This window comes from Nocardioides immobilis, assembly GCF_003515065.1.
GTDB lineage: Bacteria > Actinomycetota > Actinomycetes > Propionibacteriales > Nocardioidaceae > Nocardioides > Nocardioides immobilis.
Genome location: NZ_QXGH01000017.1, coordinates 119,697 through 146,179, shown reverse-complemented (window position 1 = coordinate 146,179; position 26,483 = coordinate 119,697). Strand labels below are relative to the sequence as shown.

Sequence of the window (26,483 nt, the reverse complement as noted above, 5' to 3'; positions counted from 1 at the left end):
TCAGGTACGACGCAGCTAGGCTCACGGCATGGGTGAGGTCTTCGCCGGTCGGTACGAGCTGATCGACCCGATCGCCTCGGGCGGCATGGGCACCGTGTGGCGGGTGCTGGACCGGATGGACGGCCAGGTCAAGGCGGCCAAGATGCTCAACCAGAGCGACGCCGCGATGCTGCTCCGGTTCGTCCGGGAGCAGTCGCTGCGGATCGACCACACCCACATCGTCACGCCGCAGTCGTGGGCCGGCGTCGACGACCGGGTGCTGTTCACCATGCCGCTGGTCGCCGGCGGGTCGGTGTCGACCTTGATGCGGAAGTACGGCGCGCTCCCGCCGCGCTGGATCGGCCGACTCGTCGACCAGACCCTCCAGGCGCTGGAGGCCGTGCACGCGGCGGGCATCGTGCATCGCGACGTGAAGCCCGGCAACCTGCTGCTCGAGCCGACCGGTCGCGGCGTACCGCACCTCCGGCTCACCGACTTCGGGATCGCGGTGCCGACCGACGAGGCCAGGCTCACCCATGTCGCCATGGTCATCGGGACGCCCGGCTACATGCCGCCCGAGCAGCAGCTCGGCGCCGACCCCGACCCCAGCGCGGACATCTACGCCCTCGGCATGGTGGTGCTCGAGATGCTCACCGCGACCCGGCCGCCCCGCGAGGCCGCGCCGTTCGACCCGGCCCCGCTGCGCAACGGCGACCCCGCCCGGGATGCGGTGGTGGACCTGATCGCGGCGGCGACGGCGTACGACCCGGAGGCACGCCCGAGCGCGACCGAGCTCCGCGCCTTGCCGGCGCTCCGGAGGCTGCTGGACCTGCCCGCCGACCCGGCCGACCCGATCACCGTCACCGACGTCTTCCCGCCGCTGCCGGTGGCCGCGGGCGGCGGCACCGTGGCGCGCGCGACCGCGGCGTACCCGCCGCCCCCGCCGACCGGGCCGTCGTCGGCCCCGACGATCCCGCCGCCACCCGCGCCGCCGCGACGTACCCAGGAGGAGACGCTGCACCAGCTGGTCCCGAGTCCGGCGCGGCCGGGCGTGCTGGCGCCGGTGCTGCTGCTGGTCATCGGCCTGCTCGGACTGGTCGTCAGCGGCTGGCTGCTGCTGGGCTGAGCCCGGATCCCGTGGCGTCAGCGCGCCCGGCGCCGGGTGAGCCAGACCGCTCCGACGGCGCAACAGGCGAGGCTGATGACACCCACGCCGACCCCGAGGCCCCGACGCGGACCCCACCAGGCCTCGTCGTCCATCTCCGGCGTGAACGGGTTGCCCGAGGCGACGGCGGAGAACTCACCGTCGCCGACGAGGTACGGCGTCTCCGCCGCGTAGCCGTCCGGCCCGGCGCCGCCCCCCGGGGCCTGGACGGTGGCCTGGTGCTCGGGCGCCCCTTCGCCTGCGCCCGCGACCACCGCGATCGTCACCTCGACCGGTACGTCGAGGGCGTCGCGACCGGCGTCGGCCGGCAGCGCCTGGACCGCGAAGGCGACCCAGAAGTCCCCGGGCACCAGGGGCGACTGGTCCGCGAACCGGTTGAGGTAGCGCAGCGGGTAGGTGCCGCGGCTGAGCTCGGCGCGCTCGGTGCCGTAGGAGCCGGTGGTCGTCGCCTCGGCGTCCGCCTCACCGACGACGGCGCGGAGGGGGTCGATGATGCGGAGGTCGACGTACGGGCCGCTGCCGCCGGTCCGCTCCTGGGTGGCCGGGTCCATCGCGGGGACCCGGGCCGTCGCGACCACCTGCTGGCCCCAGTCGACGGGCACCCGGTAGAGCACCTCACTGCCCTCGGCGACCGTCGTCGTCACCGTCACACCATCCGCGGTCGGGTCGATCGCCGGCGCGTCATCGAAGGAGGAGCCGCCGGCCAGGTCTTCGGGGCTGGCGCCGCTCGGCGGCGGGTAGCTGAGCACGTCGTCAGGCTCGGGCAGGCCCGGGTTCTCGGGATCGAGCTCGACGACGGGCGCCTCCTCCACGATCTTGATCGCGATCGGCAGGTCCTGGGTGCTCGACGAGTAGCCGCGATTGACGATGATCGCCAGGCTCGGGGCGCGCAGGCACTCGCTCTGATGGTCGCCGATGTCGGCCGGTCCGACGTCCACGGCGATCCCGAACACGCTGTGGGCCGCGTAGGAGCCGGGGTCGTCGGTGTTGCTCCCGCAGTCGGTCTCGCCGGCCAGCACCTGAAGACCGATCCCGTCGCCGGCCGGGTCCTGGGATACGCCGACCAGACCCACGTGGACCGTGCTCTCGCGCATCTGGCGCTCGTAGACGAAGTAGTGCTCGTCGTCGGTCCCGGTGCCGAGCGTGTCGCGCCACAGCCCGGCGGTGAGCGACGTCGGCTCGTTGCGATCCGTGCTGCCGGTGCCGCCGGCGACCGGCTGGCCACCGAGATCGACCGGCTCGGCGCCGGCAGCGCCGTACGGCGTCCACGCGCCCACGCCGAGCGCGAGCGCGGCGACGGCGGCTGCGCGGGCGACGGTCCTCACCCGCGGCAGCCTAGTGCGCGGCAGCGTGGCGCACGGCGGCGAAGCCGCACGGCGCGAAGCCCCTGGGCCGAGCGTGCGAGGGCCCGGGCGGCGAGCGCCGTATGCGACACGCTCGCGCCGTCAGACCAATGGTGGCTGCCGCGGGTGCCGAATCAGTTGGCGGTCACTCGTCGTCGGTGGACTCGTCGGCGGCCGGGCCGTCGGCGAGGATTCCGTAGAGCTTGCGCCGGGCGTCGACCAGCACCTCGACGGCGGCGCGGCGCTGGGAGTCGTCACCGCCGGTGACGATCTGCCAGACCGCGCCCATCACCTGCGGGATCTCCGCCTTGATGTCGGCGTGCTCGCCCGGCCACTCGGCCTCGGCGCGCTCGAACGGCGCCCAGACGGCGGCCAGCTCCTCGGCGTGCTCGGTGCAGTACGTCGCACCCGCGTCCGTCAGGCGCAGTGCTCGCCTGCCCCGCTCGTCGTCGGTCTCGACGAGGGCCTCGTCCTCGAGCTGCTGGATGGTCGGGTAGACCGACCCCGGGCTGGGCCGCCAGGCCCCGCCGCTGCGGTCGGTGATCTGCTGGATCACCTGGTAGCCGTTGATCGACTCGTCCCGCTCCTGGGCGGCGCGGAGCACGTCGAGGATCGCCGAGCGGACGTCGCCGCGTCGTACCCGAGCGCCGCGCGCCCCCTCCGGTCGCCCCATCCCGAGCAGGCCGGCGAGCCAGGGCGGCGGTCCGCCGGGACCGCCACCGCGGTGGTGCGCGCCGCGCTCCCAGGGGTTGCCCCACGGGCCGGGGCGGTGCTGGTGCTGGGGACCGCAGTCCCCCATCGCGGCCCAGAACGGGCCGAAGTGCTTGTTGAAGCCGGTCACGGCCTTCTCCTCCCTCGCGACCTTCGGAATCATGTCGCGATATATCGCTACTCTATCGGTGAAGGTCGCGCCGCACAAGGCGGGAGTAACTCAGTGTCCAGAACGCTCGCCGGGCGGTCGGCACGCTCCCTCGGTGTTCTGACCGGTCAGAGCACCGAGGGAGCGCACGGATCTCCGTGGGAGCGAACTGCACACCGAGTTACAGCCCTCGGGGCGCGCGCCCCCGCGCGGGCACCCGGGCGGGCGCCTACGACGAAGGCCGCGTCGATCGCGCGAGCCAGGCGGCGTACGAGTCGAACGAGTACGGGCGACCCAGGAAGTCGGCGACCAGGTCGGCCGCGTCCTGTGTGCCGCCCGGCGCGAGCACCCGGTCCCGGTAGCGGGTGGCGACGGCCAGACTGCCAGGGGCGAACGGGTCGCCTGCTCCCTCGGCCTCGAAGGCGCTGAACATGTCCTTCGCGATCACCAGCGACCACATGTAGGTGTAGTAGGCCGAGCTGTAGCCGCCGAGGTGGCCGAACGCGGCAAAGAAGTGGGTGCCCTCGAGGTAGGGCAGCGCGGCGTACTTCTTCTGGAACGTGATCATCCGGTCGGTCAGCGACGCGACCTCCTCACCGGCGGCGCGGCGCGCCTCGTCGGCGTGGAACCAGTACGAGATCGCGGCGTAGAACATCTGGGTCCGCGCGTAGATGCCCTTGCCGTAGTCGTCGGACCGGCGCATCGCCTCGACCAGCTGGTCCGGGATCGGCTCGCCGGCGGCGTCGGTGGCGAAGCTGCGGAGTACGGCCGGGTCCCACGCCCACTCCTCGAGCATCTGGCTCGGCGCCTCGACGAAGTCCCACTCGGTGGCGATGCCGGCGAAGCGGTACCACTCGCCGTGGCCGGCGAGCACGTGGTGCAGCAGGTGCCCGAACTCGTGGAACAGCGTCACCACGTGGTCGTGCTCCATCAGGCCACGCGAGAAGTTGCACACCAGCACGCCCTCCGGCACCTGCTCGCCGGCCACGCCGTCGGTGAGCGTGAACTGCGCGGCGTGCTTGTACTTTCCGTCGCGCGGGTGCAGGTCCAGGAAGATCCGGCCGAGAGACTCATCGCCGTCGGAACGGAAGACGTCGTACGCCGCGACGTCCTCGTGCCACACGGGTACGTCGACCGGCTCGTAGCGCAGCCCGAACAGCCGGCCGGTCACGTCCAGCAGGCCCTGCCGCACCTTGGGGAACTCGAAGTAGGTGCGCACCCGCTGGCCGTCGACGTCGTACTGCTCCTGCCGGACCTTCTCCTGGTAGTAGAAGGAGTCGTAGAGCGGGACCTCCGTGGCATCCGGGAAGTCGTGGCGGTAGCGCTCGAGGAGCACGCCGAGGTCGGCCCGCATCGGCTCCTCGGCCCCAGCCGCGATCTTCTCGATGAACTCCGGGATGGCCGCGCCGGTGCCGATCATCTTCACGTCCGTGTCGTACGACGGCCAGTCCGGGTAGCCGACCAGCGACGCGAGCTCCTGGCGGAGGGCGAACATCTCCTCGAGGACGGGTTCGGCGGTCGGCCAGCCGCGCTGCAGGAACGCGGTGACGATCTCGCGGCGGACGCCCTGGTCATGCGCGAACACCCGCACCGGGATCGCGTCCGGGTAGTCGGTCGTGACCGTGACCAGCCCGTCGTCGCCGGCGGGGTGGGCCTCGAGCCAGTCCGCCGGCAGGCCGGCGAGCCGCTCGGCGGCGACGCGAATGCTGCGGACGTCGTCGCGGGCGATCTTGCTGAACTCCTGGTCGAGCTCGGTCAGCCGGTCCCGGATCGCCGAGATCCGCGCCCTGGTCTCCTCGTCGCGGTCGACGCCCGAGCGGCGGAAGTCCTTGCGGACCTTCTCCAGCAGCCGGGTCGCCAGTGGATCGCCGGCGATGACCGTGGCGTCGAGGGCGGCGAACGCGTCGTACAGCCCGCGGTCGAGGCTCCACGCGGTCGACAGCCGCTGGGCTTCCTGCTCGGCCTCGTCGGCGACGTCGCGCACGCTCTCGTCGGGGTGGACGTTGCCGAACAACGAACCGAGGGCGGCCGCGTTCCCGAGGTGGCCGGTCGCCCGGTCCCACGCGCGGAGCACCTCGAGTGCGGCCTGCGGCGACGCGGTGCGGATGGTGGAGACGAGCTCGCGGGCCCGGTCGAGCTCGGCGGAGGACCGGGACCGCACCCACTCACCCCAGGTCGGGGCGTCGTCGGACGAGGGCAGGGAAAGAGGCGTGAGCGTCACCCCACGCAGCCTAGGAGACGCCCGAGGAGCCTCCTAGCGGCGCTGCCGTGTCCGGCTGTGGACGACGTGTGGTCCCGACGACCAGCCGTGCCGAACTGTTGCTCGCACGTGGATCTCGTGTCGAAACCGTGTGGGGCGCGGCTCCCTAGCGTTCTCGTCATCCTCACAACGGGAACCGAATGCGACAACCAAGGAGCACGACGCACCATGAAGAGCACAACCAAGATCCTCGTCCCTCTCGCAACGCTGGCTGCCGCCGGCGCGATCGCCATCGGATCGGGAGCGACCTTCACCTCCGAGTCCAACAACACGATCAGCTCGGTGACGTCGGGCTCGCTGACGCACACGAACTCCAAGGCCGACCAGGCCGTCTTCAACCTGCCGACGATGAAGCCGGGCGACACCGTCAACGGGACGCTCACGCTCACCAACACCGGCACCCTGCCGGCCGCGTTCAGCCTGACCGAGACCAGCTCGAGCAACGGCTTCACCGGCGACAACCTCAGCCTGACGATCACGAACACCACCAGCGGCGCCACGGTCTACACCGGCAGCTTCGGCGGTCTCGTGGACGGCACGAAGACCGCCCTCGGCACGATGCAGCCCGGCGCGGCGGCGACGTACCGCTTCTCGGTCCAGCTCGCGCAGGCCACCGGCAACGGCGACCAGGGCAAGACCGCCACCGCCGCCTACAAGTGGGACGCGATCCAGCTCGACGGCGAGACCATCGACCAGTGAGGTCGAAGCGCCTGACGACCCTGGCCGTCAACCTGATGCTGGTCGCCGTCACGCTGACGGCGGCGGCGTACCTCGTGCCGTCGCTCCTCGGCTACGAGCGGTACGTCATCACGGGCGGGTCGATGTCAGGCGCGATCGAACGCGGCTCCGTCGTCTTCTCACGAGCCGTGCCTGCGGAGGACCTGCGTGTGGGGGACGTCATCACCTACCAGCCGCCTGCTGAGAGCGGGGTGACCACCCTGGTCACGCACCGCATCGTGCGGATCGGCCGCGATGACGTCGGACGCCAGGTCCTCCGCACCCAGGGTGACGCCAACCCGGATCCCGATCCGTGGCGCTTCACCCTCACAGACGACGAGCAGGCCGTGGTGCAGGTCAGTGTCCCGTACGTCGGCTACGCGCTCATCGCGCTGGCCGACCGGGACACGCGGATGCTCGTCATCGGAGTGCCTGCCGGCCTTGTGGGGCTGGTCAGTCTCGGCCAGCTGGTCGGCGCACTCCGGTCCCGCCTCCGACCGCCTGCGGGGACCACGGTCGTGACGGCGGGACCCCTCTGAAGGGGGGCGCACGCTCCGTCGGGCCCAGCCCGGCGGAGCGTGCGTGGGTGGTCCCTGCCCGCGCGCGGTTCCGAACTGTGGAGATCCCGTAGAGGTCGCGTCGATCTCCCGTGGGGCCTCGCTCGCTAGCGTCGAGGACGACGCGCAGCCACCGCGACACAACTGGCGACCCAATTGGAGGAGGCACGATGAGTCGCAGCATCCCGGCGACCCTGACCCTGCTCCTCCTCGCGGCTGTCGCCGTCGCCACCGCCGCCGGCTCGTCCTCGTTCTCGTCGGCCGCGTTCGTCACGACGAGCGCGACCACCGCGACGGTGCAGGCAGCGTCGGACTGGACGCCACCGACGGTCGCCATGGTCGCCCCGAGCGGCGCCGTGACCGGTACGACGACGCTGAGCGCCACCGCGTCCGACGCGGAGTCCGGCGTCGCGTCGGTCCGGATCCAGCAGCAGGCCGTTGGCGCCGACGACTGGACGACGATCTGCACCGACACCGGAGCGCCGTACTCCTGTGCGTGGAGCACGAGCTCCGTCGCCGACGGTCAGTACGACCTGCGCGCGGTGGCCGTCGACAACGCCGACTACACCACGATCTCCGACCAGGTGCGCACCGTGGTTGCCAACAACGTGGTGGTCGTGCTGGGCTCACCCGGCGACTTCGTCCGGGGCAACGTCCCGCTCACCGCCACGATCCACGGTGGCTCGTCGCTCACCTGGAACGTCACCATCGAGTACGCCGCCTCCGGCACCACCCAGTGGCGCACCGCGTGCACGAGCTCGGCCTTCCTCAACGGCCAGGTCGCCTGCACGTGGAGCACGAACGGCACCATCGCCAACGGCTACTACGACCTGCGCGCCGTCGCCCGTCCCACCCTCGGCGGCTCCTACACCTCCGCCGTGGTCGCCGACGTGCTGGTCGACAACACCCCACCCGGGGTGACGATGACCGACCCCGGCACCCCACTGCGCGGCACCGTCACCCTCGCCGCCTCGACGACCGTCGGCGAGAACGAGTCCGGCATCGCCCAGGTCGTGCTCCAGTACGCACCCACCGCGACCGGCACCTACGCCACCGCCTGCGTCGTCGTCACGCCGCCGTACTCCTGCCGGTTCGCCACCACCACGATCGCCGACGGCAGCTACAGCTTCCGCGCGGTGGCGACCGACAACGCCGGCAACTCCGCGACCTCCGCCGCCGTCACCGGCCGGATCGTCGACAACACCGTCTCGTCCGTCTCGGTGGAGGATCCCGGTGCGTTCCTGACCGGCACGGTCACGGTGCAGGCGAACGCCACCTCGACCTCGGGGATCACCTCGGTCCGGATCCAACGGGCGCCGGCCGGATCCTCGACGTGGACCGACCTGTGCACCGACACGGGCGCGCCGTACTCCTGCGCGTGGGACACCACCGCCGTCGCCGATGGCCTCTATGACCTCCGTGCGGTGGTGACCGACGGGGCGGGCACGCAGACCATCTCCACCACGATGGCCGGTCGCCAGGTCGACAACGCCCCGCTCCGCGGCGTCGACGTGCAGACCACCAACGGCGGTGGCACGGCCGGCAAGATCACCAGCGGGGACACGGTGACGTTCACCTACAGCCGGACGGTGGCGCCGGGCACGGTCGCGACCGGGTGGACGGGCGGCTCGCTCGCCGTCACCGCCCGGTTCCGCGACGGCACCGTCGCCGGCCTCGGCACGGGCACCAAGGGGGATACCCTCGACGTGCGGATCGGGACGACCACGCTCAACCTCGGCTCCGTGAACCTCAAGGAGGACTACCTGAAGTCCGGCAAGACGGTCACCTTCAACGCCACCCTGACCGCCGCCACCGTCACCGTGAACGGCGTCGAGCACACCGTCGTCACGCTGACCATCGGCGCCCGTGCGTCCGGCACCAACAGCAGCCTGCGTACGGTCAGCCTGACCTCCGCCCTCGTCTGGACCCCGTCCTCCGCAGCCCGGACGGCCGACGGATTCGCCTGCTCGACCGCACCGGTCACCGAGACCGGTACCACGGACCGGGAGTTCTGATGACGCCCACCACACGCGCCTCGCGTGCCGCCGTGCTGTGCGCCGCGGTGCTCGCGGGGGTTCACCTTCTCGGCGCCGCCCTCGCAACCGGGGACCCCGCGGAGAGCGGAACGAGCCTGCTGCTGGGCAGCGTGCTCCTCGCCGCGGCGGTCGGCATGGCCCGCGGCAACCGGTTCGGGGCGCGGCTCACGGCTGTCGTCGTCTGCGTTCTCGACCTCGTCGCGGTGGCCTTGGTCGTGACCGTCGGACCGCCGGGCGAAGGGCGCGAGCCGTTCGACCTCTCGCACGCGGCGATCACCATCCTCGCAGCCACGATCGTGGCGCTGGTCGTGGTCGACGGCCGACTCCGTGCGCGCTCCCGCGAACCGGACCCGGCGCCGCCCTATGCTCTCTGAGTGCCTGTGTCCCTGCTGATCGTCGAGGACGACGACGCCATCGCGGCACCGCTGGTACGCGCGGTCGAGCGCGAGGGGTACGACGTCAGCCGCGTCGCCACCGGGGGCGAGGCCCTCGACCGGGTGAGCCTCGGCGGAGTCACGCTGGTGCTGCTCGACCTCGGCCACCCGACATCGACGGGCTCGAGGTGTGCCGCCGGCTCCGCGACGGCGGGTACGACGGCGGCATCCTGATCCTCACGGCCCGCTCGGGCGAGCTGGACCGGGTGGTGGGACTCGACGTCGGCGCCGACGACTACCTCGCCAAGCCGTTCAGCCTCTCCGAGCTGCTCGCCCGGGTCCGCGCCCTGCTGCGCCGCAGCGGCAGAGTCACGACCGAGCCGGCCGTGGCACCCGCCCCGACCGGCGGCCCGACCCCACCGGTCCCCGCCACTGCACCGGCTGGCCCTGCCTTCCGCGTCGAGGCCGAGGCCCGGCGGGCCTGGGTCGGCTCCGTCGAGCTCGGCCTCACGGCCAAGGAGTTCGACGTGCTCGTGCTGCTGGACGAGCGGCGCGGCGCGGTGGTCAGCCGGGAGACCCTGATGGCCGAGGTCTGGGACGAGAACTGGTTCGGCTCCACCAAGACCCTGGACGCGACCATCGGCCGGCTCCGGCAGAAGCTCCAGGACCAGGACGCGCCGGTCGCGCTCACCACGGTGCGCGGAGTCGGGTTCCGGTTGGAGGACGCACCCGGTCATGCGTGAGCGCCTGGTCGCGACGCTGGTCGGACTGACGATCGCGGTGATCGGCCTGTACGGCGTACCTCGTGCCTACTTCCTCGCCGACCTGGTGCGGGACAACGAGCAGGACCAGCTCGACGACACCTCGACCGTCCTCGCCGCGCTCGCCCGCGAACGGGTCGCCACCGGCGGCACCGTCGATGCCGCGCTCCAGCGGCACGGGCTGTCGGCCGCGGACGGCGTCACCTACCTGCCGGCCGACGGCGCGGCCGTCACGGTCGGCGACCCCCACCGGAACGACGAAGATGCCGTGACCGTGACCCGCGACCTGGCCGACGGGAACCGGCTGGTCCTCACCACGTCCTCCGCGAGCGTGCAGGGGGATGTCTGGGAGGCACTCCGACCGCTGGTGGTGCTCGGGCTGGCACTGGCGGCGCTCTCGGCGGCGCTGGGCTTCGTGCTCGCCCGCCGGATGTCGCGCCCGTTCCGCGAGCTCGCGGACACGGCCAGCCTGCTCGGCTACGGCCGGTTCGACATCGACGTGCCGTCGTACTCAGTGCCGGAGGCGAACGCGATCGCGACCTCATTGCGCCGGACGGCGGGCCAGCTCGACCAGCTGGTGCGCCGGGAGCGGGAGTTCGCGGCGAACGCGTCGCACCAGCTCCGTACGCCGATCACGGCGCTGCGGCTCCAGCTCGAGGACCTCGCGCTCTGGACGGAGACGACCCCGGCGCTCCGGGAGCAGCTCGATCGTGGTCTCGTCGAGCTCGACCGGCTCAGCGGCTCGATCGACGACCTGCTCGGGCTCGCCCGCGGTCAGCGGCACGGCCAGCAGCTCGACGTCGACCTCGCCGCTCTCGCCGCCGACACCGCCGGTCGCTGGCGGGCCCGGCTCCGCGCGGCCGGCCGCGAGCTGGTCGTCGACGGCGCGGACGTCGTCCCCGCTCGGGTGATCCCGGGACCCGTGATCCAGGTGCTCGACGTGCTGGTCGACAACGCCCGGATCCACGGGGCGGGGCGGATCACCGTGCGCACCCGCGACGCGGACACGCACCTGGAGATCGCCGTCTCCGACGAGGGCGCGACCGACCTCAGCAACGATGTCTTCCGCCGCGGCGTGACGTCGCGTGAGTCCGACGGCGGCCACGGCGTCGGGCTCGCTGTCGCCTCCGAGCTGGCCGAGCTGTCCGGCGGCCACCTCTCGCTGGACCGCACCGCGCCGGGGACGACGTTCGTGCTGTGGCTGCCGAAGCCGCAGGCACTGACCAGCGACTGACGGGCCGGTCAGTCAGACCAGCTCCCCGCGCCGCCTCGTCAGGTAGGCGCGCTCGGCGGTGTTGTCGCAGACGGCGAGCGCGGCGTCGTACGCCTCGCGCGCGTCGGTGCTGCGGCCGAGCCGGCGGAGCAGGTCGGCGCGGGTGGCGTGCAAGGCGTGGTACGACGACAGGACGGGTGCCGTCTCGACCAGGCGGTCGACCTGGGCCAGCGCCACTTCGGGGCCGTCGAGCTCGGCGATCGCGACCGCGCGGTTGAGGGCCACGATCGGCGAGGGGTCGACGGTCAGGAGCTGGTCGTACAGCGCGACGACCTGGGACCAGTCGGTGGTCTCGGCGGTCGGGGCGTCGGTGTGGACCGCGTTGATCGCGGCGAGGAGCTGGTAGCGCCCGGGCCGGTTGATGGCGAGGCACTCCCGCACCAGCGCGTGGCCCTCGGTGATGAGCGCGCGGTCCCAGCCGCCACGGTCCTGGTCGTCGAGGCGGACCAGCTCGCCGTGCCGCACCCGCGCCTCGCGCCGCGCCTCGGTGAGGAGCAGCAGGGCCAGCAGACCGGTCACCTCGGGCTCGCCGGGCATCAGCCCGTGCAGGATCCGGGCCAGCCGGATCGCCTCGCCCGTCAGCTCGGAGCGGACCGGCTCCCCGTCGCCGCTCGCGAGGTACCCCTCGTTGAACACCAGGAACAGCACGGCGAGCACCGTCGCCACCCGCGCGGGCAGGTCCTCGGGCGCGGGCACCCGGTAGGGGATCTTGGCGGCGGCGATCTTCTTCTTCGCGCGGGTGATCCGCTGCCCCATCGTCGTCTCCGGGACGAGGAAGGCCTGGGCGATCTCCTCGACCGTCAGGCCGCCCAGGAGCCGCAGCGTCAGCGCGATCCGCGCCTCCGGCGCGAGGGCCGGGTGGCAGCACGTGAACATCAGCCGCAGCCGGTCGTCCTCGTTGCTCTCGAAGACTCCGAGCGACTCGTGGGGGGTGTCGTCGTACATGTCGACTGCCTGTCGGTGCTTGTCGTCCCGCAGCTTCTCGCGGCGGAGCCTGTCGATCGCCCGGTTGCCGGCGGTGGTCGTCAACCAGGCGCCGGGGTTGGGCGGTACGCCGGAATCCGGATACTGCTGCGGCCATTTCTCGAGCGCGGCGACCAGCGCCTCGCCGGCCGCCTCCTCGGCGATGTCGATGTCACCGAAGCGGCGGACCAGCGAGGCGATCAGCCGGCCGTACTCCTCCCGGAAGACCCGCTCGATCGCCTGAGCGGTGGTCGAGGAGGTCGCGGACACTCAGGCCTCGGGCTCTGCCTGGAACGGCCGGACCTCGACCCGGCCCTGGCAGGCCTTCGAGCCCTCGGCCGCCCACTGGAGCGCGGCGTCGCGGTCGGGCACGTCGATGATCCAGAAGCCGCCGAGGTGCTCCTTGGTCTCCAGGTAGGGACCGTCGGTCATCACCGGGGCGTCGCCCTGGCCGTCGACGACGGTCGCCGTCCCGGCCGGCTCGAGGCCGCCCGCGAACACCCAGATGCCGGCGTCGCGCACCTTCTGGTTGAACCGGTCGACCGACTCGAACATCTCCTGCATCGTCTCGGGCGCGATGTCGGCGAAGTCCTCTTCGTTCCCGTGAACGGCGAGCAGGTACTGCGTCATGTCGATCTCCTCGTAGGTGGTGTGGATTGAGACGGTAGTGACTCAGGCAAGGCCGTCGAAGGGCCGGACCTCGACCACGCCCCGGCAGGCCTTCGACCCCTCGGCGGCCAGCTTGAGCGCGACGTCGAGGTCGGGGGCGTCGATCACCCAGAAGCCGGCGATGTACTCCTTGGTCTCCAGGTAGGGACCGTCGGTCACCACCGGCGTCTCGCCCTGGCCGTCGACCAAGGTCGCCGTCGTGGCGGACTGCAGGCCGCCGGCGAAGACCCAGTAGCCGTCGGCCTTGAGCTGGTCGTTGAACCGGCCGGTGTCGGCGAACGACTGCTCCATCGCCTCCCGCGAGGGGTAGCCGCCGAACTCCTCCATCTCGGCCGGGCCGTGGACGGACAGCAGGTAGTGCGTCATGGATGTTCTCCTCATGTCGGGCGGCCCTGACGACCGCCTCTCACCCTCACTACGAACGCTCCCCCCTCGATACGACAACCTGCCACAACATTTCTGTCGAAACCCCTCGCGGAGGTGCTGACACGTCGAGACTCGATGAGTGTTCGAGAAGTTCAAGCTGGCCGCACAGGCGATGAGCCCGGCCAGCATCAAGCGGGGCATCGAGCTGAGCAAGCAGTCGATGGCCAACGGCGGCCAGCTCACCGAGGAGCAGATGGCGGGCTGGAAGCCGGAGCAGCGGGCTCAGTACGAGGCCCAGATGCAGCAGGCGCGCGAGAGCATGGCGGCCAACGCCGACCAGATGATCGAGGCCGAGCGCGCCCGTCGCGTTCTGTGGGGCCCGGCGGGTGACTACCTCTACGGGCCGATGCCCGACCGGGAGCGGCTGACCGACATCAGCTTCCGCAGCCAGTGGGAGGCGTCCAAGGCCGAGTTCATGGACACCCTGCGCAACCCGCTCGGCCGCAAGGCCCCGCCGCCCCCGCCTCCCACGCCGGGGGTGAGCGCTGACCGCGACGGGCAGCACGCGCACGAGCGCGCGCAGCGGGACGAGGCGCGGACGCCGTACCTCGCCCCTGACCGGTCGCCGGTCGTGATGACCCGGCTCGCGCTCGACCGCAAGAACCACGTGCAGGACCTGGCGACCTGGCTCGGCACCGCCGGCCTCGCCGCGCGCCCCGACCTCGTCTACGGGCTCTACCGGGTGCCCGACCACGTCGTCGGCAAGTGGGGCATCAACCGGGCTGGGGTGGTCGAGTGGGAGGTCGTGCACGCGGCGGCGCCGGGGATGCCGGCCGCGCCGCCGGCGTACGGCGCCGTCTTCCACGCCCGTGAGCGCTGGGCCGCGAGGCGGCCGGGTGAGCCGTCGATCCTGGACGAGGACCTGGGCCTGGACTACCTCCGCGCGGCGGACCTCGGGCCGGAGCAGTGCCTCGGCATCGCGCGGGTGCCAGAAGTGGAAGCATCGTCCGGCTCCGCCGAGGGCGGCAGCGACCCCTACGTCGTCATCGGCGTCACCGGACTGGTCGTGCTGCACCCGTCCGGGCGCGGCGCCGGCGTCGCCGCCCGGATGGAGACGCAGAAGCCCCTGCAGGTGCTGCCCGCACCCGACGTCCACATCGCGGTCCTCAACTGGGGCGACATCCGCCGGGTCGTCGCGCCCCGCCCGGACAAGCGGTTCCTCGTGCCGTCGCCGTTCCCCTACCTGCCGAGCACCGGAGCCGAGCTGCTGGAGTCCTACCTCGCGATCGTCGGCGTGCAGCCCTCGGACTGCTACGGCGCGCAGGTCACGATCGACCAGCCGAGCAACATCCTCGGCGGCTCGGCGCACGTCACCAGCACGAGCGCGGAGTCCGAGACCGCAGCCGACGGGAAGTCCCGCAAGCGGTTCCGGGGCGGGTCCCGGGTGGTGGTCGCCTACCGCGACAGTCCTGAGTACGGCGCGGGCCGCGAGCGATGGGCGGCGTACGAACGCGACGTGCTGCAGGCGTCACTCTCGCACCGGGTCGCGATCCGCGAGCCGGTCGACAGGCAGAGTGCCCTCGATCGCGGCGTCCTCGGCACGCTGGTGCGGACCGCCGAAGCGGTCGGCTCCTTCGTCGACGGCGAGTACGGCGACGAGCCGCTCAAGGACCTGCCCCACTACCGGTACTGCTGGCCGCCGATCCAGTGACGGCGCGCCAGCCTAGGCTGGCGCCCATGAGCGAGCGTGTCTACGTCGTCCTCGGCGCCGGCCCGGGTCTCGGGCTCGCGGTCGCCCGCCGCTTCGCGGAGGAGGGGTACGTCGCAGCGCTCGCCACGCGCACGACGGATGACGCCGAGCGACTGGCCGCGACGTTGCGCGACGAGGGCCACCAGGCCGAGGGCGTGGGGGTCGACCTCACGGACCCGGACGACATCACCGCCGTGGTGGCGGGGATCGGCGAGCGGCACGGGCGGATCGACGTACTCCACTTCAACCCGAGCGCGTGGCGGGAGAAGGACCCGCTGCACCTCACTGTCGCGGAGCTGCTCGAGGACGTCGCCTTCGGCGCCGGTGCGCTGCTGCCGGCGGTCCAGGCGGCCCGGCCGTACCTGTCGGCGGGCGCCCGGGTGCTCGTGACCGGCAGCGCGGCGGCCGACAAGCCGTCGGCGGCAGCGGCCTCGCTCGGCGTGCAGAAGGCGGCCGTCCGCAACCTCGTCACCAGCCTCGACGCGACCCTCGCGCTCGACGGCATCCGCGCCGTCGCCGTGCAGATCAACGGCGTGCTCGGCAAGGAGGGGCCCTTCGCGCCGCCGCCGATCGCCGCGGCGATGTGGACGGCGGTCTCGCGGGCCGACGACGACTGGACCCCGCACGTCCCGTACGACGGATGAGGGGGCTGCTGGCCGACACGCGGCCGCTGTCCAACCCGCACTTCCGCCGGCTGTGGACGGCGAACATCATCACCGTCGTGGGCGCCCAGCTCACGGTGGTCGCGGTGCCCGCGCAGATCTACGCCGAGACCGGCTCGTCGGCGTACGTCGGGCTCACCGGGGTCTTCGGCCTGGTGCCGCTGGTCGTGTTCGGCCTCTGGGGTGGCGCGCTCGCCGACCACTTCGACCGCCGCACGCTCCTGGTGGTCACCACGACCGGCCTGATCGGGACCAGCGCGCTGTTCTGGCTGCAGGCGGCGGCGGGCGGCGGCAACGTGTGGCTGCTGCTCGGCCTGTTCTCTATGCAGCAGGCGTTCTTCGCGATCAACCAGCCCACGCGCAGCGCGATCCTGCCGAAGCTGATCTCCGACGACCTGCTGCCAGCCGCCAACTCGCTGAACATGACGGTCTTCCAGGCCGGCGCGATCGCGGGGCCGCTGGTCGCCGGTGCGCTGATCCCGTTCATCGGCTTCTCGTGGCTCTACCTGATCGACACGTTCTGCCTGTTCGCGACGCTCGGCGCGGTGCTCCGCCTGCCTCCGCTCCGGGTCGAGGGTGCCAGCGGCCGGCCGCCCGGCCTGCGTTCGGTGATCGAAGGCATCGGCTACCTGCGGGGACACCCGGTTCTGATGATGTCGTTCCTCGTCGACATCATCGCGATGGTCTTCGGGATGCCGCGCGCGCTCTTCCCCGAGATCGCGCACGCGAGCTTCTCCGGTCCCGAGGAGGGCGGACTGGCCTTCGCGCTGCTCTTCGCCGGCATCCCGGCCGGCGCCGTGATCGGCGGCGTCTTCTCCGGGTGGGTGTCGCGGATCGACGCCCAGGGCAAGGCCGTCGTGTGGTGCATCGTCGTGTGGGGCGTGGCGATGGCGGCGTTCGGCGTGGCGGTGGCCGTCGCCGACGACGTCCCCGGCGCGGTCCCGTGGATGCTCACCGCGGCCGTGGTCATGCTGATCGTCGGCGGTGCCGCCGACATGGCGTCGGCGGCGTTCCGGCAGAGCATCCTGCAGTCGTCGGCGGCCGACGAGGTCCGCGGCCGGCTGCAGGGCATCTTCATCGTCGTGGTGGCCGGCGGTCCCCGGATCGCCGACGTCGCCCACGGCGCCACCGCGGCAATGGTCGGTACGGCGGCCGCCGCTGCCGGCGGAGGGGTCCTGGTCGTCGTACTCACCGCTGCGGCGGCGGTCGCGATCCCGGTCTTCTGGCGTTACCGGCTCGCCCGGCCGGCAGTGGCCTGAGGTCAAGCGATCCGCTCGGACAGGTGGATGACGACCTCGTCGCCGGCCTGCTTGCCGCTCTCGACCCGCAGCGCGTTGGCGACCGGGAGCTTGTGGTTGCCGTCGCCGAGCGCCATGAAGGAAGTCTCGAACGGCTCGCCGTCGATGGTCCCGCGCACCTTCACCCGGCCGCGGGTGCCGAAGTAGCTGGCCGACTCGGGCCAGACGATGTAGGTCCAGCCGCCCTTGGCGGGACTGAGCTGGAGGGTCTCGGTGAACGTGATGTCGAGTGGCCCGACTCCGTGCTTCTCAGTGTTCATGCGGGTTCTGACCGTCTGACGGGGCGGGTTTCATCGCCGGGCCGTCGCGCCCAGGTGGGCCAACCAGCGGCGTCCTCAGTCGACCGTGAACGGGACGCTCATCGGCCGCCGCACGTAGGCGCCGGGCGCCCACACGATCTGGTCGGGGTCGACGGTGAACCGAGGGATCCGGCGTACCAGCTCCTCGAGCGCGATCCGGGCCTGGAGCCGGGCAGCGGCCGCACCGAGGCAGTGGTGGTGGCCCTGGCTGAAGGTGAGGATCTGGGTGGGCCGGCGGCGGATGTCGAGCTGCTCGGCGTCGGCGCCGTACCTGCGCCAGTCGCGGTTGGCCGCGCCGTACAGCAGCAGCACCCGGCGCCCGGCCGGGATCACGGTGCCGTGGACCTCGACGTCGCGGGTGGTGGTGCGGGCCAGGCCCTGGACCGGGGAGGTCAGCCGCAGCAGCTCCTCGACGGCGTCGGGCACGAGCCCGGGCATCTCGGCCAGGTCCTCGAGCTGGTCGGAGTGGCGGGCCAGCAGCTCCATGCTGCCGCCGAGCAGACCGGTCGTCGTGTCGTTGCCACCGGTGACCATGGTGAAGACGAACCCGAGGATCGCCATCGCGTCGGTGCGGGCCGCCGGGTCGGCAGAGCCGTCGCCGGCCGCCGCCACCAGGTGGGAGACCGTGTCCTCGCCCATCACGCCGGCGGCCTGCTCGGTACGGCGACGCTCCATCAGCGCCGAGAAGTACCCCATCAGCTCGACCGTCGCGGCCGCCGCACCTCCGACCGCCCCGCCCACGCCCTCGGCCGCGTTGGCCGCGACGATCGCGTTGGTCCACTCGTCGAAGCGGGGCCGGTCGTCCTCGGGCACGCCGAGGTAGTGGGCGACCACCATGCTCGGCATCGGCTTGAAGAGCGTCGCGACGATGTCCCCGCCCCCGTCGGCGCGCAGCCGCTCCAGCCGCTCGACGACGAAGGCGCGGACGGCGGGCTCGAGCTCGGCGACCTGGCGCGGCGTGAACCCCCGCGCGACCAGGCGCCGGAACGCCGTGTGCACCGGCGGGTCCGTCATCACGAAGGGCGGGTTGTCCTCGAGCCCGATCCGGGCGAGCTCGTCGTACGTCACGGTGAGGCCGCGGGCACTGCTGAACGTCGCGGCGTCGACCGCGGCCGCCAGCACGTCGGCATGGCGCGAGAGCACGTAGTAGTCGTGCTCGGGATGCGCCGGAGGGACGACGTGGTGGACCGGTTCGTGCTCGCGGAGGGCGGCGTACGACGGCCACGGGTCCCGCCACGCGGCGCCACCGCCGGGGACGTAGCGCGCGGTGGTCGGTTCGGAACCCATCCGCACAGGATGGAACAGGTTCCTGTTTTCGGCCAGACTTTGGGTAGATCCGGCGATGAATCAGACTGTCGGTGGCGGTCTCTAGGTTGGTGGTGACGGGTCGGGGGGCAACGGTCGGCGGGCTACGAACGAGGGAGCATCGATGACGGACATGATCCGCGCGAGCGGACTGGTGAAGCGTTACAAGGACGTCGAGGCCCTGGCCGGTCTCGACCTCTCAGTGCCCGAGGGCAAGGTGCTCGCGCTGCTCGGGCCCAACGGTGCCGGCAAGACAACGGCGGTCAAGTGCATCACCACCCTGATCAAGCCGGACGCCGGCTCCGCGGAGGTGGCCGGCGTCGACGTGCTGGCCGACCCCGCCGGGGTGCGCGCGAAGATCGGCCTGTCGGGGCAGTACGCCGCGGTCGACGAGCACCTCACCGCCTACGAGAACCTCGTGATGATCGGCCGGCTCTACCACCTCGGGAAGGCGCGTGCCCAGGAGCGGGCCCGCGAGCTCCTGGAGCGCTCCGACCTGACCGAGTTCGCGGACCGCCCGGCCAAGACCTACTCCGGCGGCCAGCGCCGTCGCCTCGACCTGGCCGGCGCGCTCGTCGCCGAGCCGCCGGTGCTGGTCCTGGACGAGCCGACGACCGGCCTCGACGTGCGCAGCCGCCAGCAGATGTGGGACGTCATCAAGGAGCTGGTCGCCGGCGGCGCGACCCTGCTGCTGACGACGCAGTACCTCGAGGAGGCCGACCGCCTCGCCGACGACATCCTGGTCATCGACCACGGGCGCGAGATCGCGCACGGCACCGCCGACGAGCTCAAGGCGCGGACCGGCGGCGAGCGGATCGAGGTGGTCCTCGCCGATCTCGAGGACCGCGAGGCCGCCGTGCGCGTGCTGGCCGAGGTCGCCGTCGACACGGTGCGGGTGAGCGACAACGGCCGCGAGCTGACGGCCGCGGTGAGCGGGAGCGCGACCGGTGACCTGCTGCGGGTGCTGCAGGGCTTCGAGCGCGAGACGGTCACCGTCCTCGACGTCGGCCTGCGCCGCCCCACCCTGGACGACGTGTTCATGGCCCTCACCGGCCACGCGGCCGAAGCCAGTGATGGCGAGAGCGACGACAGCGAGAAGGAGATGGCCCAATGAGCAACGCGGTCCAGGCCCTCGGCGACGGCTGGGTCGTCGCCCAGCGCAACCTGATCAAGATCAAGCGGGTTCCGGACATCCTGGTCTTCGTCCTGATCAGCCCGATCATGTTCGTGCTGTTGTTCGCCTACGTGTTCGGCGGCGCCATCGACGTCCCCGGCAACGTGGACTACAAGGAGTTCCTGGTCCCGGGCATCTTCGCCCAGACGGTGGTGTTCGGCGCGACCTTCACCGGCTACGGGCTGGCCGACGACATGCAGAAGGGCCTCATCGACCGGTTCCGGTCGCTGCCGATGGCGCGCTCGGCGGTGCTGGTGGGCCGGACGACGTCCGACGTCGCCTACAACGTGATCTCGCTGGTGATCATGGCCCTGACCGGACTGCTCGTCGGGTGGCGGATCCGCGAGGGGGTCCTCGACGCTGCGCTCGGGTTCCTGCTCCTGCTGGTCTTCGCCTACGCGATCAGCTGGATCATGGCGTACGTCGGGCTGCTGGTGCCCAGCGTCGAGGTGGTCAACAACGCGTCGTTCATCGTGATCATGCCGCTCACGTTCGTGTCCAACGCGTTCGTGCCGCAGGAGCAGTTCAGCGGCGTGCTGCAGACCTTCGTCGAGTGGAACCCGGTGTCGACGGTGGCTCTCGCCTGCCGCGAGCGGTTCGGCAACATCGACCCGAGCATCGCCGTGCCGGACTCGTGGGCGATGCAGAACCCGGAGGTCTACACCCTGCTCTGGGTCATCGCGATCGTCGCGGTCTTCGCCCCGCTCTCGGCCCGTCAGTACCGGCTGTCGACGAGCAAGTGACCTACGCGGTCTCCTCGAGCTCGCCGTACAGCATCACCGGCAGCGTCTCGACGCCGTAGACGGCGGACAGCTTGCGGAAGTCGAGGTCGTCGATGGCGACCGCCATCGACAGGTCGGGGTAGCGCTCGGCCAGCATCCGGAGCGCGGTGCGCAGCTCCATCCGGGCCAGTTCGGCGCCGACGCAGCGGTGCATGCCCCAGCCGAACGAGAGGTGGCGGACCGGCTCCCGGGTGGGGTCGAAGGTGTCGAGGTCGGCCCCGAGCCGCGGGTCGCGGTTGGCGGCCAGCAGCGACACGCCCACGGCGTCGCCCTGGCGGATGGTGACGCCGCCGACGACGACGTCCTGCTTCGCGAACCGCAGGAAGGCGAGCTGGACGACGGCCAGGTGCCGCAGCAGCTCCTCGACCACCTTGTTCACCGAGTCGGGGTCCGAGCGCAGCATCCGTCCGGCGTCGGGCGTGGTCGCGATCAGGTAGGTGCCGAGCGCGAGCATGCTGGCGCTGGTCTCGTAGCCACCGAGGAACACCCCGTCGGCGATGCCGCCGAGCGTGACGTCGTCGAGCTCGTCGCCGTACTCCCGGAGGAGCGCGCCGATCAGGCCGTCGCCGGGGTCCTGGCGCTGCTCGCGGACGGCGTTGATGAGGAAGTCACGGGTGTGCGCCTGCGCGCCGAACGCGCCGGCGCCGCCCTCGCTGAGGTCGAAGCGCGCCACACCGAGGTCGAGGAACCGGGCCCGGTCCTCGACCGGCAGGCCCAGCAGGTCGCAGATGACGTCGAAAGGGACGGCGAACGCGAACTCCTCGACCAGGTCGACCTCCGGCCCGGCGGCCTCCATCGCGTCCAGTCGCGACCGCACGATCGCCTCGATGCCAGGCTGGAGCCGGGCCAGCCGGCGCATCGTGAACTCGGGGGTGAGGTACTTCCGCAGCTGGGTGTGGAGAGGCGGGTCGATCATGCCGAGGCCGCCGATCTGCTCCTCCTCGCCGCGCCCGTCCTGCGACACGAACTGGCCGAGGTCGTTGGACCAGACGGCCGGGTCGCCCGCGAGGACCTCGCGGGCCTCGTCGTAGCCACTGACCAGCCAGATGCCCCGCCCGAACATGGTGGCGAGCTTCTTGACCGGCTCGTCGGTCTGCGCCGTCATCAGTGCGGGCAGCGGGTCGAGACCGTCGCGCTTGATCGGAAGCGTGAAGGAGTCGGGGAGGAAGCGCAGCTTCCGCAGATCGATGCCGTCGCGCATCGTCCGCTCGAGGAGGAACCGGCCGATCCGGCGTTTGACCGGAGCGAGCAGATCCAGGGGGAGAACCATGGGCGCCATTCCACCAGACACCCCCAGCCCTGCGCGTGAGTATTCGTACCTAGCCGACCCGGAGTCGTCCCCGAGGCTTCCCTGATGCCCGCCGCGGGCGGGCGTCGTTACGCTGATGCCGTGGCCGAGGTGTTCTGGGACCGGTACGACGCCGCGCTGTTCGATCTGGACGGCGTGGTGACGCCGACCGCCGAGGTGCACATGCGCGCCTGGGCGGCGATGTTCAACGACCATCTCGCATCGATCCCCGGGCAGCCGCCGTACACCGACCAGGACTACTTCGACTACGTCGACGGCAAGCCGCGGTACGACGGGGTGCGCACCTTCCTGCTGGCGCGCGGGATCCCGCTGCCGGAGGGCGAGCCGACGGACGGGCCCGAGGCGGAGACGGTGATCGGCCTCGGCAACCGCAAGAACGACTACTTCGCCAAGGTGCTCTCCGACGAGGGCGTCGAGCCCTACCCGGGGTCGGTGCGGCTGCTCGACGCGCTCCGCGAGCTCGGCGTACCGATGGCGATCGTGTCGTCGTCCCGCAACGCCCCGGCGGTCCTGGCGGCGGCCGGGGTCACCGACTACTTCCAGACGGTGATGCACGGCGGGATCGCCGCCGAGCGGCACCTCGCCGGCAAGCCGGCCCCCGACACGTTCCTCGCCGCCGCCGAGACCCTCGGCGCGACCGCCGACCGCGCGGTCGTGCTGGAGGACGCGATCAGCGGCGTGCAGGCGGGCCGTGCCGGTGACTTCGGACTGGTGGTCGGCGTCGACCGCGGCGCCGGGGCGAACGCGCTCACCGAGGCCGGGGCCGACGTGGTCGTCACCGACCTGGTCGAGCTGCTCCCCGACGACGCGGGCGACGGCCAGGGCGAGGTGTCCTCATGAACGCGCCGCCGCCGGACGGCCCGTCCCACGTCGCTCCCCCGGTCGCCGACCCGCTCGACCGGAGCCGGTTCCCGGTCGACGAGTGGCGCCTGGTGGAGACCCGCTTCGACGCCTCGGACCTCGGCACCACCGAGTCGCTCTTCTCCGTCGGCAACGGCTACCTCGGCCTCCGCGGCAACTACTCGGAGAGCCGCGACGCCCACGTCGACGGCACCTACATCAACGGCTTCCACGAGACCTGGCCGATCCTCCACGCGGAGGAGGCCTACGGCTTCGCGCGGGTCGGCCAGACCATCGTCAACGCCCCCGACGCCAAGGTGATCCGGCTCTACGTCGACGACGAGCCGTTCCAGATGTCCCTGGCGGACCTGCTCGAGTACGAGCGGGCGCTCGACTTCCGCAGCGGGATGCTCTCGCGCGACCTGGTCTGGCGCACGCCCGGCGGCAAGGAGGTCCGGGTCAAGAGCACCCGGATGGTGCCGCTCGCGCAGCGGCACCTGGCGATCATCACGTTCGAGGTCACCCTGCTCGACCAGAAGGCGTCGGTCGCGATCTCCTCCCAGCTGCTCAACCGGCAGGACGCCGCCGTCGAGCTGATCATGAGCGAGCCCGGGGCCACCGACCCGCGCAAGGCCGAGCGGTTCAACCGTCGGGTGCTCGAGCCGGACCTGCACTCCGCCGAGGGCACCGGCTCAGGCGGCCGCCCGGGCCGGATCGCGCTCGGTTACCGCACCGCCGAGAGCGGGATGACGATCGGCGTGGTGGCCGATCACGACCTGCAGACGGCCTCGCCGTACTCCCTGCAGGTGCACTCCGAGGACGACATGGCCAAGGTCATCTACCGGGTGTCGGCGGAGCCGGGGGTGCCGATCCGGCTGACCAAGCTGGTCAGCTACCACACCGCCGTCTCGGTGCCGCCGCGCGAGCTGATCGACCGCTGCGAGCGGACCCTCGACCGGACGCACGAGCAGGGCGTCGAGCACCAGCGCACCGAGCAACGGCAGTGGCTGGCGGACTTCTGGTCGCGCTGCGACGTCGAGATCCCCGGTCACCCCGACCTGCAGCAGGCCGTGCGCTGGAACCTCTTCTCGATCTGCCAGGCGGCCTCGCGCGCCGAGGGCCAGGGCATCGCGGCGAAGGGCGTGACCGGGTCCGGGTACGGCGGCCACTACTTCTGGGACACCGAGATCTACGTGATGCCGTTCCTCACGTACACGATGCCGTGGGCGGCCCGGAACGCCCTGCGGTTCCGCTACTCACTGCTCGACTCCGGCCGGTCCCGCGCCCGCGAGCTCTCCCAGCGCGGTGCCCTCTTCCCGTGGCGCACGATCAACGGCCACGAGGCGTCGGCGTACTACGCGGCCGGCACCGCGCAGTACCACATCGACGCCGACATCGCGTACGCCCTCGCCCAGTACGTCGGCGCCACCGGCGACGACGACTTCCTCACCCGCGAGGCGATCGACATCCTGGTCGAGACCGCCCGGCTGTGGGCCGACCTGGGCTTCTGGCGCGACGACGGCGCGGGCCCCGGGGGCAGCCGGACGTTCCACATCCACGGCGTCACCGGCCCGGACGAGTACACGACCGTCGTCAACGACAACCTCTACACGAACGTGCTCGCGCGGGCGAACCTGCGCATCGCGGCGCACGAGGTGTGGCAGATCCAGCGCGACGACCCCGCGGCGTACGTCGAGATGGTGCGCCGCACCGGCCTCGAGCCCGACGAGCCGGACGAGTGGGCCGAGTGCGCCCAGTCGATGTTCATCCCGTACGACGACTTCCTCGGCATCCACCCGCAGGACGCCCACTTCCTCGAGCGCGAGATGTGGGACCTGGAGAACACGCCGCTTGAGAAGCGGCCGCTGCTGCTCAACTACCACCCGCTGGTGATCTACCGGTTCCAGGTGCTCAAGCAGGCCGACGTGGTGCTCGCGCTGTTCCTGCAGGGCGACGACTTCACCGCCGAGGAGAAGCGCGCCAACTTCGACTACTACGACCCGATCACCACCGGCGACTCGACGCTGTCGGCGGTGGTGCAGTCCATCATCGCGTCCGAGGTCGGGTACGCCGACCTCGCCCTCCGCTACTTCCACGCCGCCCTCTTCGTCGACCTCGACGACCGGCACAACAACACTGCTGACGGGGTGCACGTCGCGTCGACCGGCGGTGTGTGGAGCGCGCTGGTGTGCGGCTTCGGCGGCTTCCGCGACCACGGCCCGGACCAGGGCGAGGACCAGTGGCAGATCGACCCGCGACTGCCGGCGTCGTGGCCCTCGCTCGTCTACCGGATCACGCTGCACGGCACCCGGGTCCGGGTCACGGTGCGCTCGGACGAGCTGGAGCTGTTCGTCGAGGACGGCCCCGGCCCGCTGTGCTTCAACGTGCGCGGCGAGCAGGTCAAGGTGCAGCCCGGACCGCCGGTCGTCGTACCCCTCGAGCACCAGGGTCCGAGGCTCGAGGGCGGCCCGCCCAACCCGGCCGGCATCCAGCGCGCCGACGGCACGGTGATCTCCGCGATCGTTCCGTCGGGCGACGGCGGGTAGCTACGGCGAGACGATCTCGTCGGGGGCCGACTCGCCGGGTTGGTCCTCGCGGGGATCGTGCCGCACGAGCACGACGACCACGAGCACCAGCACGAACGCGCTGACCGTGGACGGGAGCGGGATCAGCGGGTCGCAGAGCACCAGTACGGCGCCGAGGGGCACGGCCAGGTTCACGACCCGGTCCGCGTGCGGCCGGACCGCGAGCGCCCAGACGCCGAGCACGAAGACCGCGATCGGGATGGTCAGCGTGAACGACGCCTCGACGTCCGACAGCTCCGTGTGATGGGTGACCGCGTCGATCTGCACCTCGATGCCGGCGGAGAACGCGCCGGCGGCCGCGAAGATGAAGTAGTGGCCGTAGCCCCACAGGAAGTTGGCCTTGCGGATGACGTGGTGGTGCGGCGCCCAGAAGTAGATCCACCACAGGGCCGCGGTGGCCACCAGTGCCAGCGCGGCCAGGGCGACGAGCTCGGGCACGTGGTCGCCGGTCTCGAGCGCGTCGAAGATGGCGTTCGCCGATGCGAGCAGGCTCTCGCCGAGGAGGATCAGCGTGAACAGGCCGTACCGCTCGGTCAGGTGGTGCGCGTGCCAGGGCGTCTCCCCGACCTTCTCCGCCACGAAGGGGACCGCCATCTCGGCCAGCGCGAGGACGACGAACGACGCCACGTCGGTCTCGGGCGGCAGTAGCAGGCGCAGCAGCCACAGGACCTGGACGAGGACGATGCCCACGGCGTAGGCGTGCGCCGTACGACGGAGTGGGGAGCCGTGCGCCGCCCGCAGCCACTGCGCCACCATGGCCACCCGCATCACGACGTACCCGAGCGTGACCAGCACCAGCTCGCCGCCCTCGAACGCCTCCCGCACGCCCGCCGCGAGCAGCAGCACGCCGCCCATCTGCAGCACGGTGAGCACGCGGTAGAGCCAGTCGTCGGTGTCGAAGGCGCTCGCGAACCAGGTGAAGTTCATCCAGGCCCACCAGATCGCGAAGAACACGAGCAGGTACGACGTCACCCCGTCGACGACGTGCCCGTGGGTCAGCTGGTGGTGCAGCGAACCCGCCGCCACGCTGACGGCGACCACGAAGACCAGGTCGAAGAAGAGCTCGAGCGTGCTCGCCGAGCGCCCCTCCTCCTCCGGATCGCGGGGACGCATCGGCAACAGGTTGCGGGCCGGCCGGGACATGGGTGTCACCGTAG

The 26,483-nt window shown here is 71.8% G+C and carries 25 protein-coding genes; 15 read left to right on the top strand and 10 right to left on the bottom strand.

Annotation, left to right across the window (positions count from 1 at the left end; all coding sequences use genetic code 11):
- The first annotated feature begins 28 nt into the window (after nucleotides 1-28).
- Nucleotides 29-1,105 (top strand): serine/threonine-protein kinase, encoded by a 1,077-nt coding sequence (locus D0Z08_RS14370; protein WP_118925922.1) that lies wholly within the window; start codon nucleotides 29-31, stop codon nucleotides 1,103-1,105.
- Nucleotides 1,106-1,122: 17 nt separating this feature from the next.
- Here D0Z08_RS14370 and D0Z08_RS14365 read toward each other — a convergent pair whose 3' ends face one another.
- The 3 genes from D0Z08_RS14365 to D0Z08_RS14355 form a co-directional block, all read right to left on the bottom strand.
- Complete coding sequence (locus D0Z08_RS14365) at nucleotides 1,123-2,469, bottom strand: hypothetical protein (RefSeq protein ID WP_118925921.1); 1,347 nt, start codon at nucleotides 2,467-2,469, stop codon at nucleotides 1,123-1,125.
- A gap of 163 nt (nucleotides 2,470-2,632) precedes the next feature.
- Nucleotides 2,633-3,328 carry a PadR family transcriptional regulator gene (locus D0Z08_RS14360; protein ID WP_220454179.1) on the bottom strand — a complete coding sequence of 232 codons (696 nt, stop codon included), beginning with the start codon at nucleotides 3,326-3,328 and terminating at the stop codon, nucleotides 2,633-2,635.
- A 247-nt stretch (nucleotides 3,329-3,575) separates the two neighbouring features.
- On the bottom strand, nucleotides 3,576-5,567 hold the full coding sequence (locus D0Z08_RS14355) for a M3 family metallopeptidase (RefSeq protein WP_118925919.1): 1,992 nt from the start codon (nucleotides 5,565-5,567) through the stop codon (nucleotides 3,576-3,578).
- 207 nt (nucleotides 5,568-5,774) lie between these two features.
- Here D0Z08_RS14355 and D0Z08_RS14350 point away from each other — a divergent pair, with 207 nt between their 5' ends.
- From D0Z08_RS14350 to D0Z08_RS14325, 7 genes are all read left to right on the top strand, one after another.
- Complete coding sequence (locus D0Z08_RS14350; protein WP_118925918.1) at nucleotides 5,775-6,305, top strand: TasA family protein; 531 nt, start codon at nucleotides 5,775-5,777, stop codon at nucleotides 6,303-6,305.
- On the top strand, nucleotides 6,302-6,862 hold the full coding sequence (locus D0Z08_RS14345) for a signal peptidase I (protein ID WP_220454178.1): 561 nt from the start codon (nucleotides 6,302-6,304) through the stop codon (nucleotides 6,860-6,862). Before D0Z08_RS14350 ends, D0Z08_RS14345 begins: the two co-directional genes overlap by 4 nt.
- 188 nt (nucleotides 6,863-7,050) lie before the next feature.
- A complete protein-coding gene (locus D0Z08_RS33410; protein ID WP_118925917.1) occupies nucleotides 7,051-8,895 on the top strand; it encodes an Ig-like domain-containing protein in 1,845 nt (614 codons plus the stop codon).
- Nucleotides 8,895-9,290: a hypothetical protein gene (locus tag D0Z08_RS14335; RefSeq protein WP_118925916.1), complete on the top strand. Its 396-nt coding sequence runs from the start codon at nucleotides 8,895-8,897 to the stop codon at nucleotides 9,288-9,290. The genes D0Z08_RS33410 and D0Z08_RS14335 overlap by 1 nt, the downstream gene beginning before the upstream one ends.
- Entirely contained in the window at nucleotides 9,291-9,524 is a 234-nt protein-coding gene (locus tag D0Z08_RS33730) for a response regulator (RefSeq protein WP_245993952.1), read from the top strand.
- A complete protein-coding gene (locus tag D0Z08_RS14330) occupies nucleotides 9,479-10,033 on the top strand; it encodes a response regulator transcription factor (RefSeq protein ID WP_245993950.1) in 555 nt (184 codons plus the stop codon). Before D0Z08_RS33730 ends, D0Z08_RS14330 begins: the two co-directional genes overlap by 46 nt.
- Nucleotides 10,026-11,285, top strand: coding sequence for a sensor histidine kinase (locus tag D0Z08_RS14325; protein ID WP_118925915.1), 1,260 nt, complete (start codon nucleotides 10,026-10,028; stop codon nucleotides 11,283-11,285). Before D0Z08_RS14330 ends, D0Z08_RS14325 begins: the two co-directional genes overlap by 8 nt.
- A 12-nt stretch (nucleotides 11,286-11,297) precedes the next feature.
- Here the strand turns inward: D0Z08_RS14325 and D0Z08_RS14320 are convergent, their stop codons facing one another.
- The 3 genes from D0Z08_RS14320 to D0Z08_RS14310 are packed head-to-tail and all read right to left on the bottom strand — an operon-like array spanning nucleotide 11,298 to nucleotide 13,322.
- On the bottom strand, nucleotides 11,298-12,557 hold the full coding sequence (locus D0Z08_RS14320; RefSeq protein WP_118925914.1) for an RNA polymerase sigma factor: 1,260 nt from the start codon (nucleotides 12,555-12,557) through the stop codon (nucleotides 11,298-11,300).
- A complete protein-coding gene (locus D0Z08_RS14315) occupies nucleotides 12,558-12,917 on the bottom strand; it encodes a YciI family protein (protein ID WP_118925913.1) in 360 nt (119 codons plus the stop codon).
- Nucleotides 12,918-12,959: 42 nt separating this feature from the next.
- Entirely contained in the window at nucleotides 12,960-13,322 is a 363-nt protein-coding gene (locus D0Z08_RS14310; RefSeq protein ID WP_118925912.1) for a YciI family protein, read from the bottom strand.
- A 139-nt stretch (nucleotides 13,323-13,461) separates the two neighbouring features.
- Here D0Z08_RS14310 and D0Z08_RS14305 point away from each other — a divergent pair, with 139 nt between their 5' ends.
- From D0Z08_RS14305 to D0Z08_RS14295, 3 genes are read left to right on the top strand one after another with little or no spacing between them, the layout of a single operon-like run.
- A complete protein-coding gene (locus D0Z08_RS14305) occupies nucleotides 13,462-15,033 on the top strand; it encodes a hypothetical protein (protein ID WP_118925911.1) in 1,572 nt (523 codons plus the stop codon).
- A gap of 26 nt (nucleotides 15,034-15,059) precedes the next feature.
- Nucleotides 15,060-15,716: an SDR family NAD(P)-dependent oxidoreductase gene (locus D0Z08_RS14300; protein WP_118925910.1), complete on the top strand. Its 657-nt coding sequence runs from the start codon at nucleotides 15,060-15,062 to the stop codon at nucleotides 15,714-15,716.
- Nucleotides 15,713-16,993: an MFS transporter gene (locus D0Z08_RS14295; protein ID WP_118925909.1), complete on the top strand. Its 1,281-nt coding sequence runs from the start codon at nucleotides 15,713-15,715 to the stop codon at nucleotides 16,991-16,993. The genes D0Z08_RS14300 and D0Z08_RS14295 overlap by 4 nt, the downstream gene beginning before the upstream one ends.
- Nucleotides 16,994-16,995: 2 nt before the next feature.
- On the opposite strand, the gene D0Z08_RS14290 is transcribed toward D0Z08_RS14295, so the two are convergent.
- Both D0Z08_RS14290 and D0Z08_RS14285 read right to left on the bottom strand, forming a co-directional pair.
- The gene (locus D0Z08_RS14290) at nucleotides 16,996-17,292 is read right to left on the bottom strand and encodes a DUF1905 domain-containing protein (protein WP_118925908.1); all 297 of its coding nucleotides are present in this window, start codon (nucleotides 17,290-17,292) and stop codon (nucleotides 16,996-16,998) included.
- A gap of 75 nt (nucleotides 17,293-17,367) precedes the next feature.
- On the bottom strand, nucleotides 17,368-18,618 hold the full coding sequence (locus D0Z08_RS14285; RefSeq protein WP_118925907.1) for a cytochrome P450: 1,251 nt from the start codon (nucleotides 18,616-18,618) through the stop codon (nucleotides 17,368-17,370).
- Nucleotides 18,619-18,760: 142 nt separating this feature from the next.
- Between D0Z08_RS14285 and D0Z08_RS14280 the strand changes: the two genes are divergently transcribed.
- Nucleotides 18,761-19,750 carry an ATP-binding cassette domain-containing protein gene (locus D0Z08_RS14280; RefSeq protein WP_118925906.1) on the top strand — a complete coding sequence of 330 codons (990 nt, stop codon included), beginning with the start codon at nucleotides 18,761-18,763 and terminating at the stop codon, nucleotides 19,748-19,750.
- Entirely contained in the window at nucleotides 19,747-20,553 is an 807-nt protein-coding gene (locus tag D0Z08_RS14275; RefSeq protein ID WP_118925905.1) for an ABC transporter permease, read from the top strand. Before D0Z08_RS14280 ends, D0Z08_RS14275 begins: the two co-directional genes overlap by 4 nt.
- Nucleotide 20,554: 1 nt before the next feature.
- Here D0Z08_RS14275 and D0Z08_RS14270 read toward each other — a convergent pair whose 3' ends face one another.
- Nucleotides 20,555-21,862 carry a cytochrome P450 gene (locus D0Z08_RS14270; protein WP_118925904.1) on the bottom strand — a complete coding sequence of 436 codons (1,308 nt, stop codon included), beginning with the start codon at nucleotides 21,860-21,862 and terminating at the stop codon, nucleotides 20,555-20,557.
- A gap of 129 nt (nucleotides 21,863-21,991) precedes the next feature.
- Between D0Z08_RS14270 and D0Z08_RS14265 the strand changes: the two genes are divergently transcribed.
- Nucleotides 21,992-22,741, top strand: a complete 750-nt coding sequence (locus tag D0Z08_RS14265) for an HAD family hydrolase (protein ID WP_245993970.1) — start codon at nucleotides 21,992-21,994, stop codon at nucleotides 22,739-22,741.
- A complete protein-coding gene (locus D0Z08_RS14260; RefSeq protein WP_118925902.1) occupies nucleotides 22,738-25,287 on the top strand; it encodes a glycoside hydrolase family 65 protein in 2,550 nt (849 codons plus the stop codon). Before D0Z08_RS14265 ends, D0Z08_RS14260 begins: the two co-directional genes overlap by 4 nt.
- On the opposite strand, the gene D0Z08_RS14255 is transcribed toward D0Z08_RS14260, so the two are convergent.
- Complete coding sequence (locus D0Z08_RS14255) at nucleotides 25,288-26,469, bottom strand: low temperature requirement protein A (RefSeq protein WP_182481298.1); 1,182 nt, start codon at nucleotides 26,467-26,469, stop codon at nucleotides 25,288-25,290.
- Nucleotides 26,470-26,483: the final 14 nt, after the last annotated feature.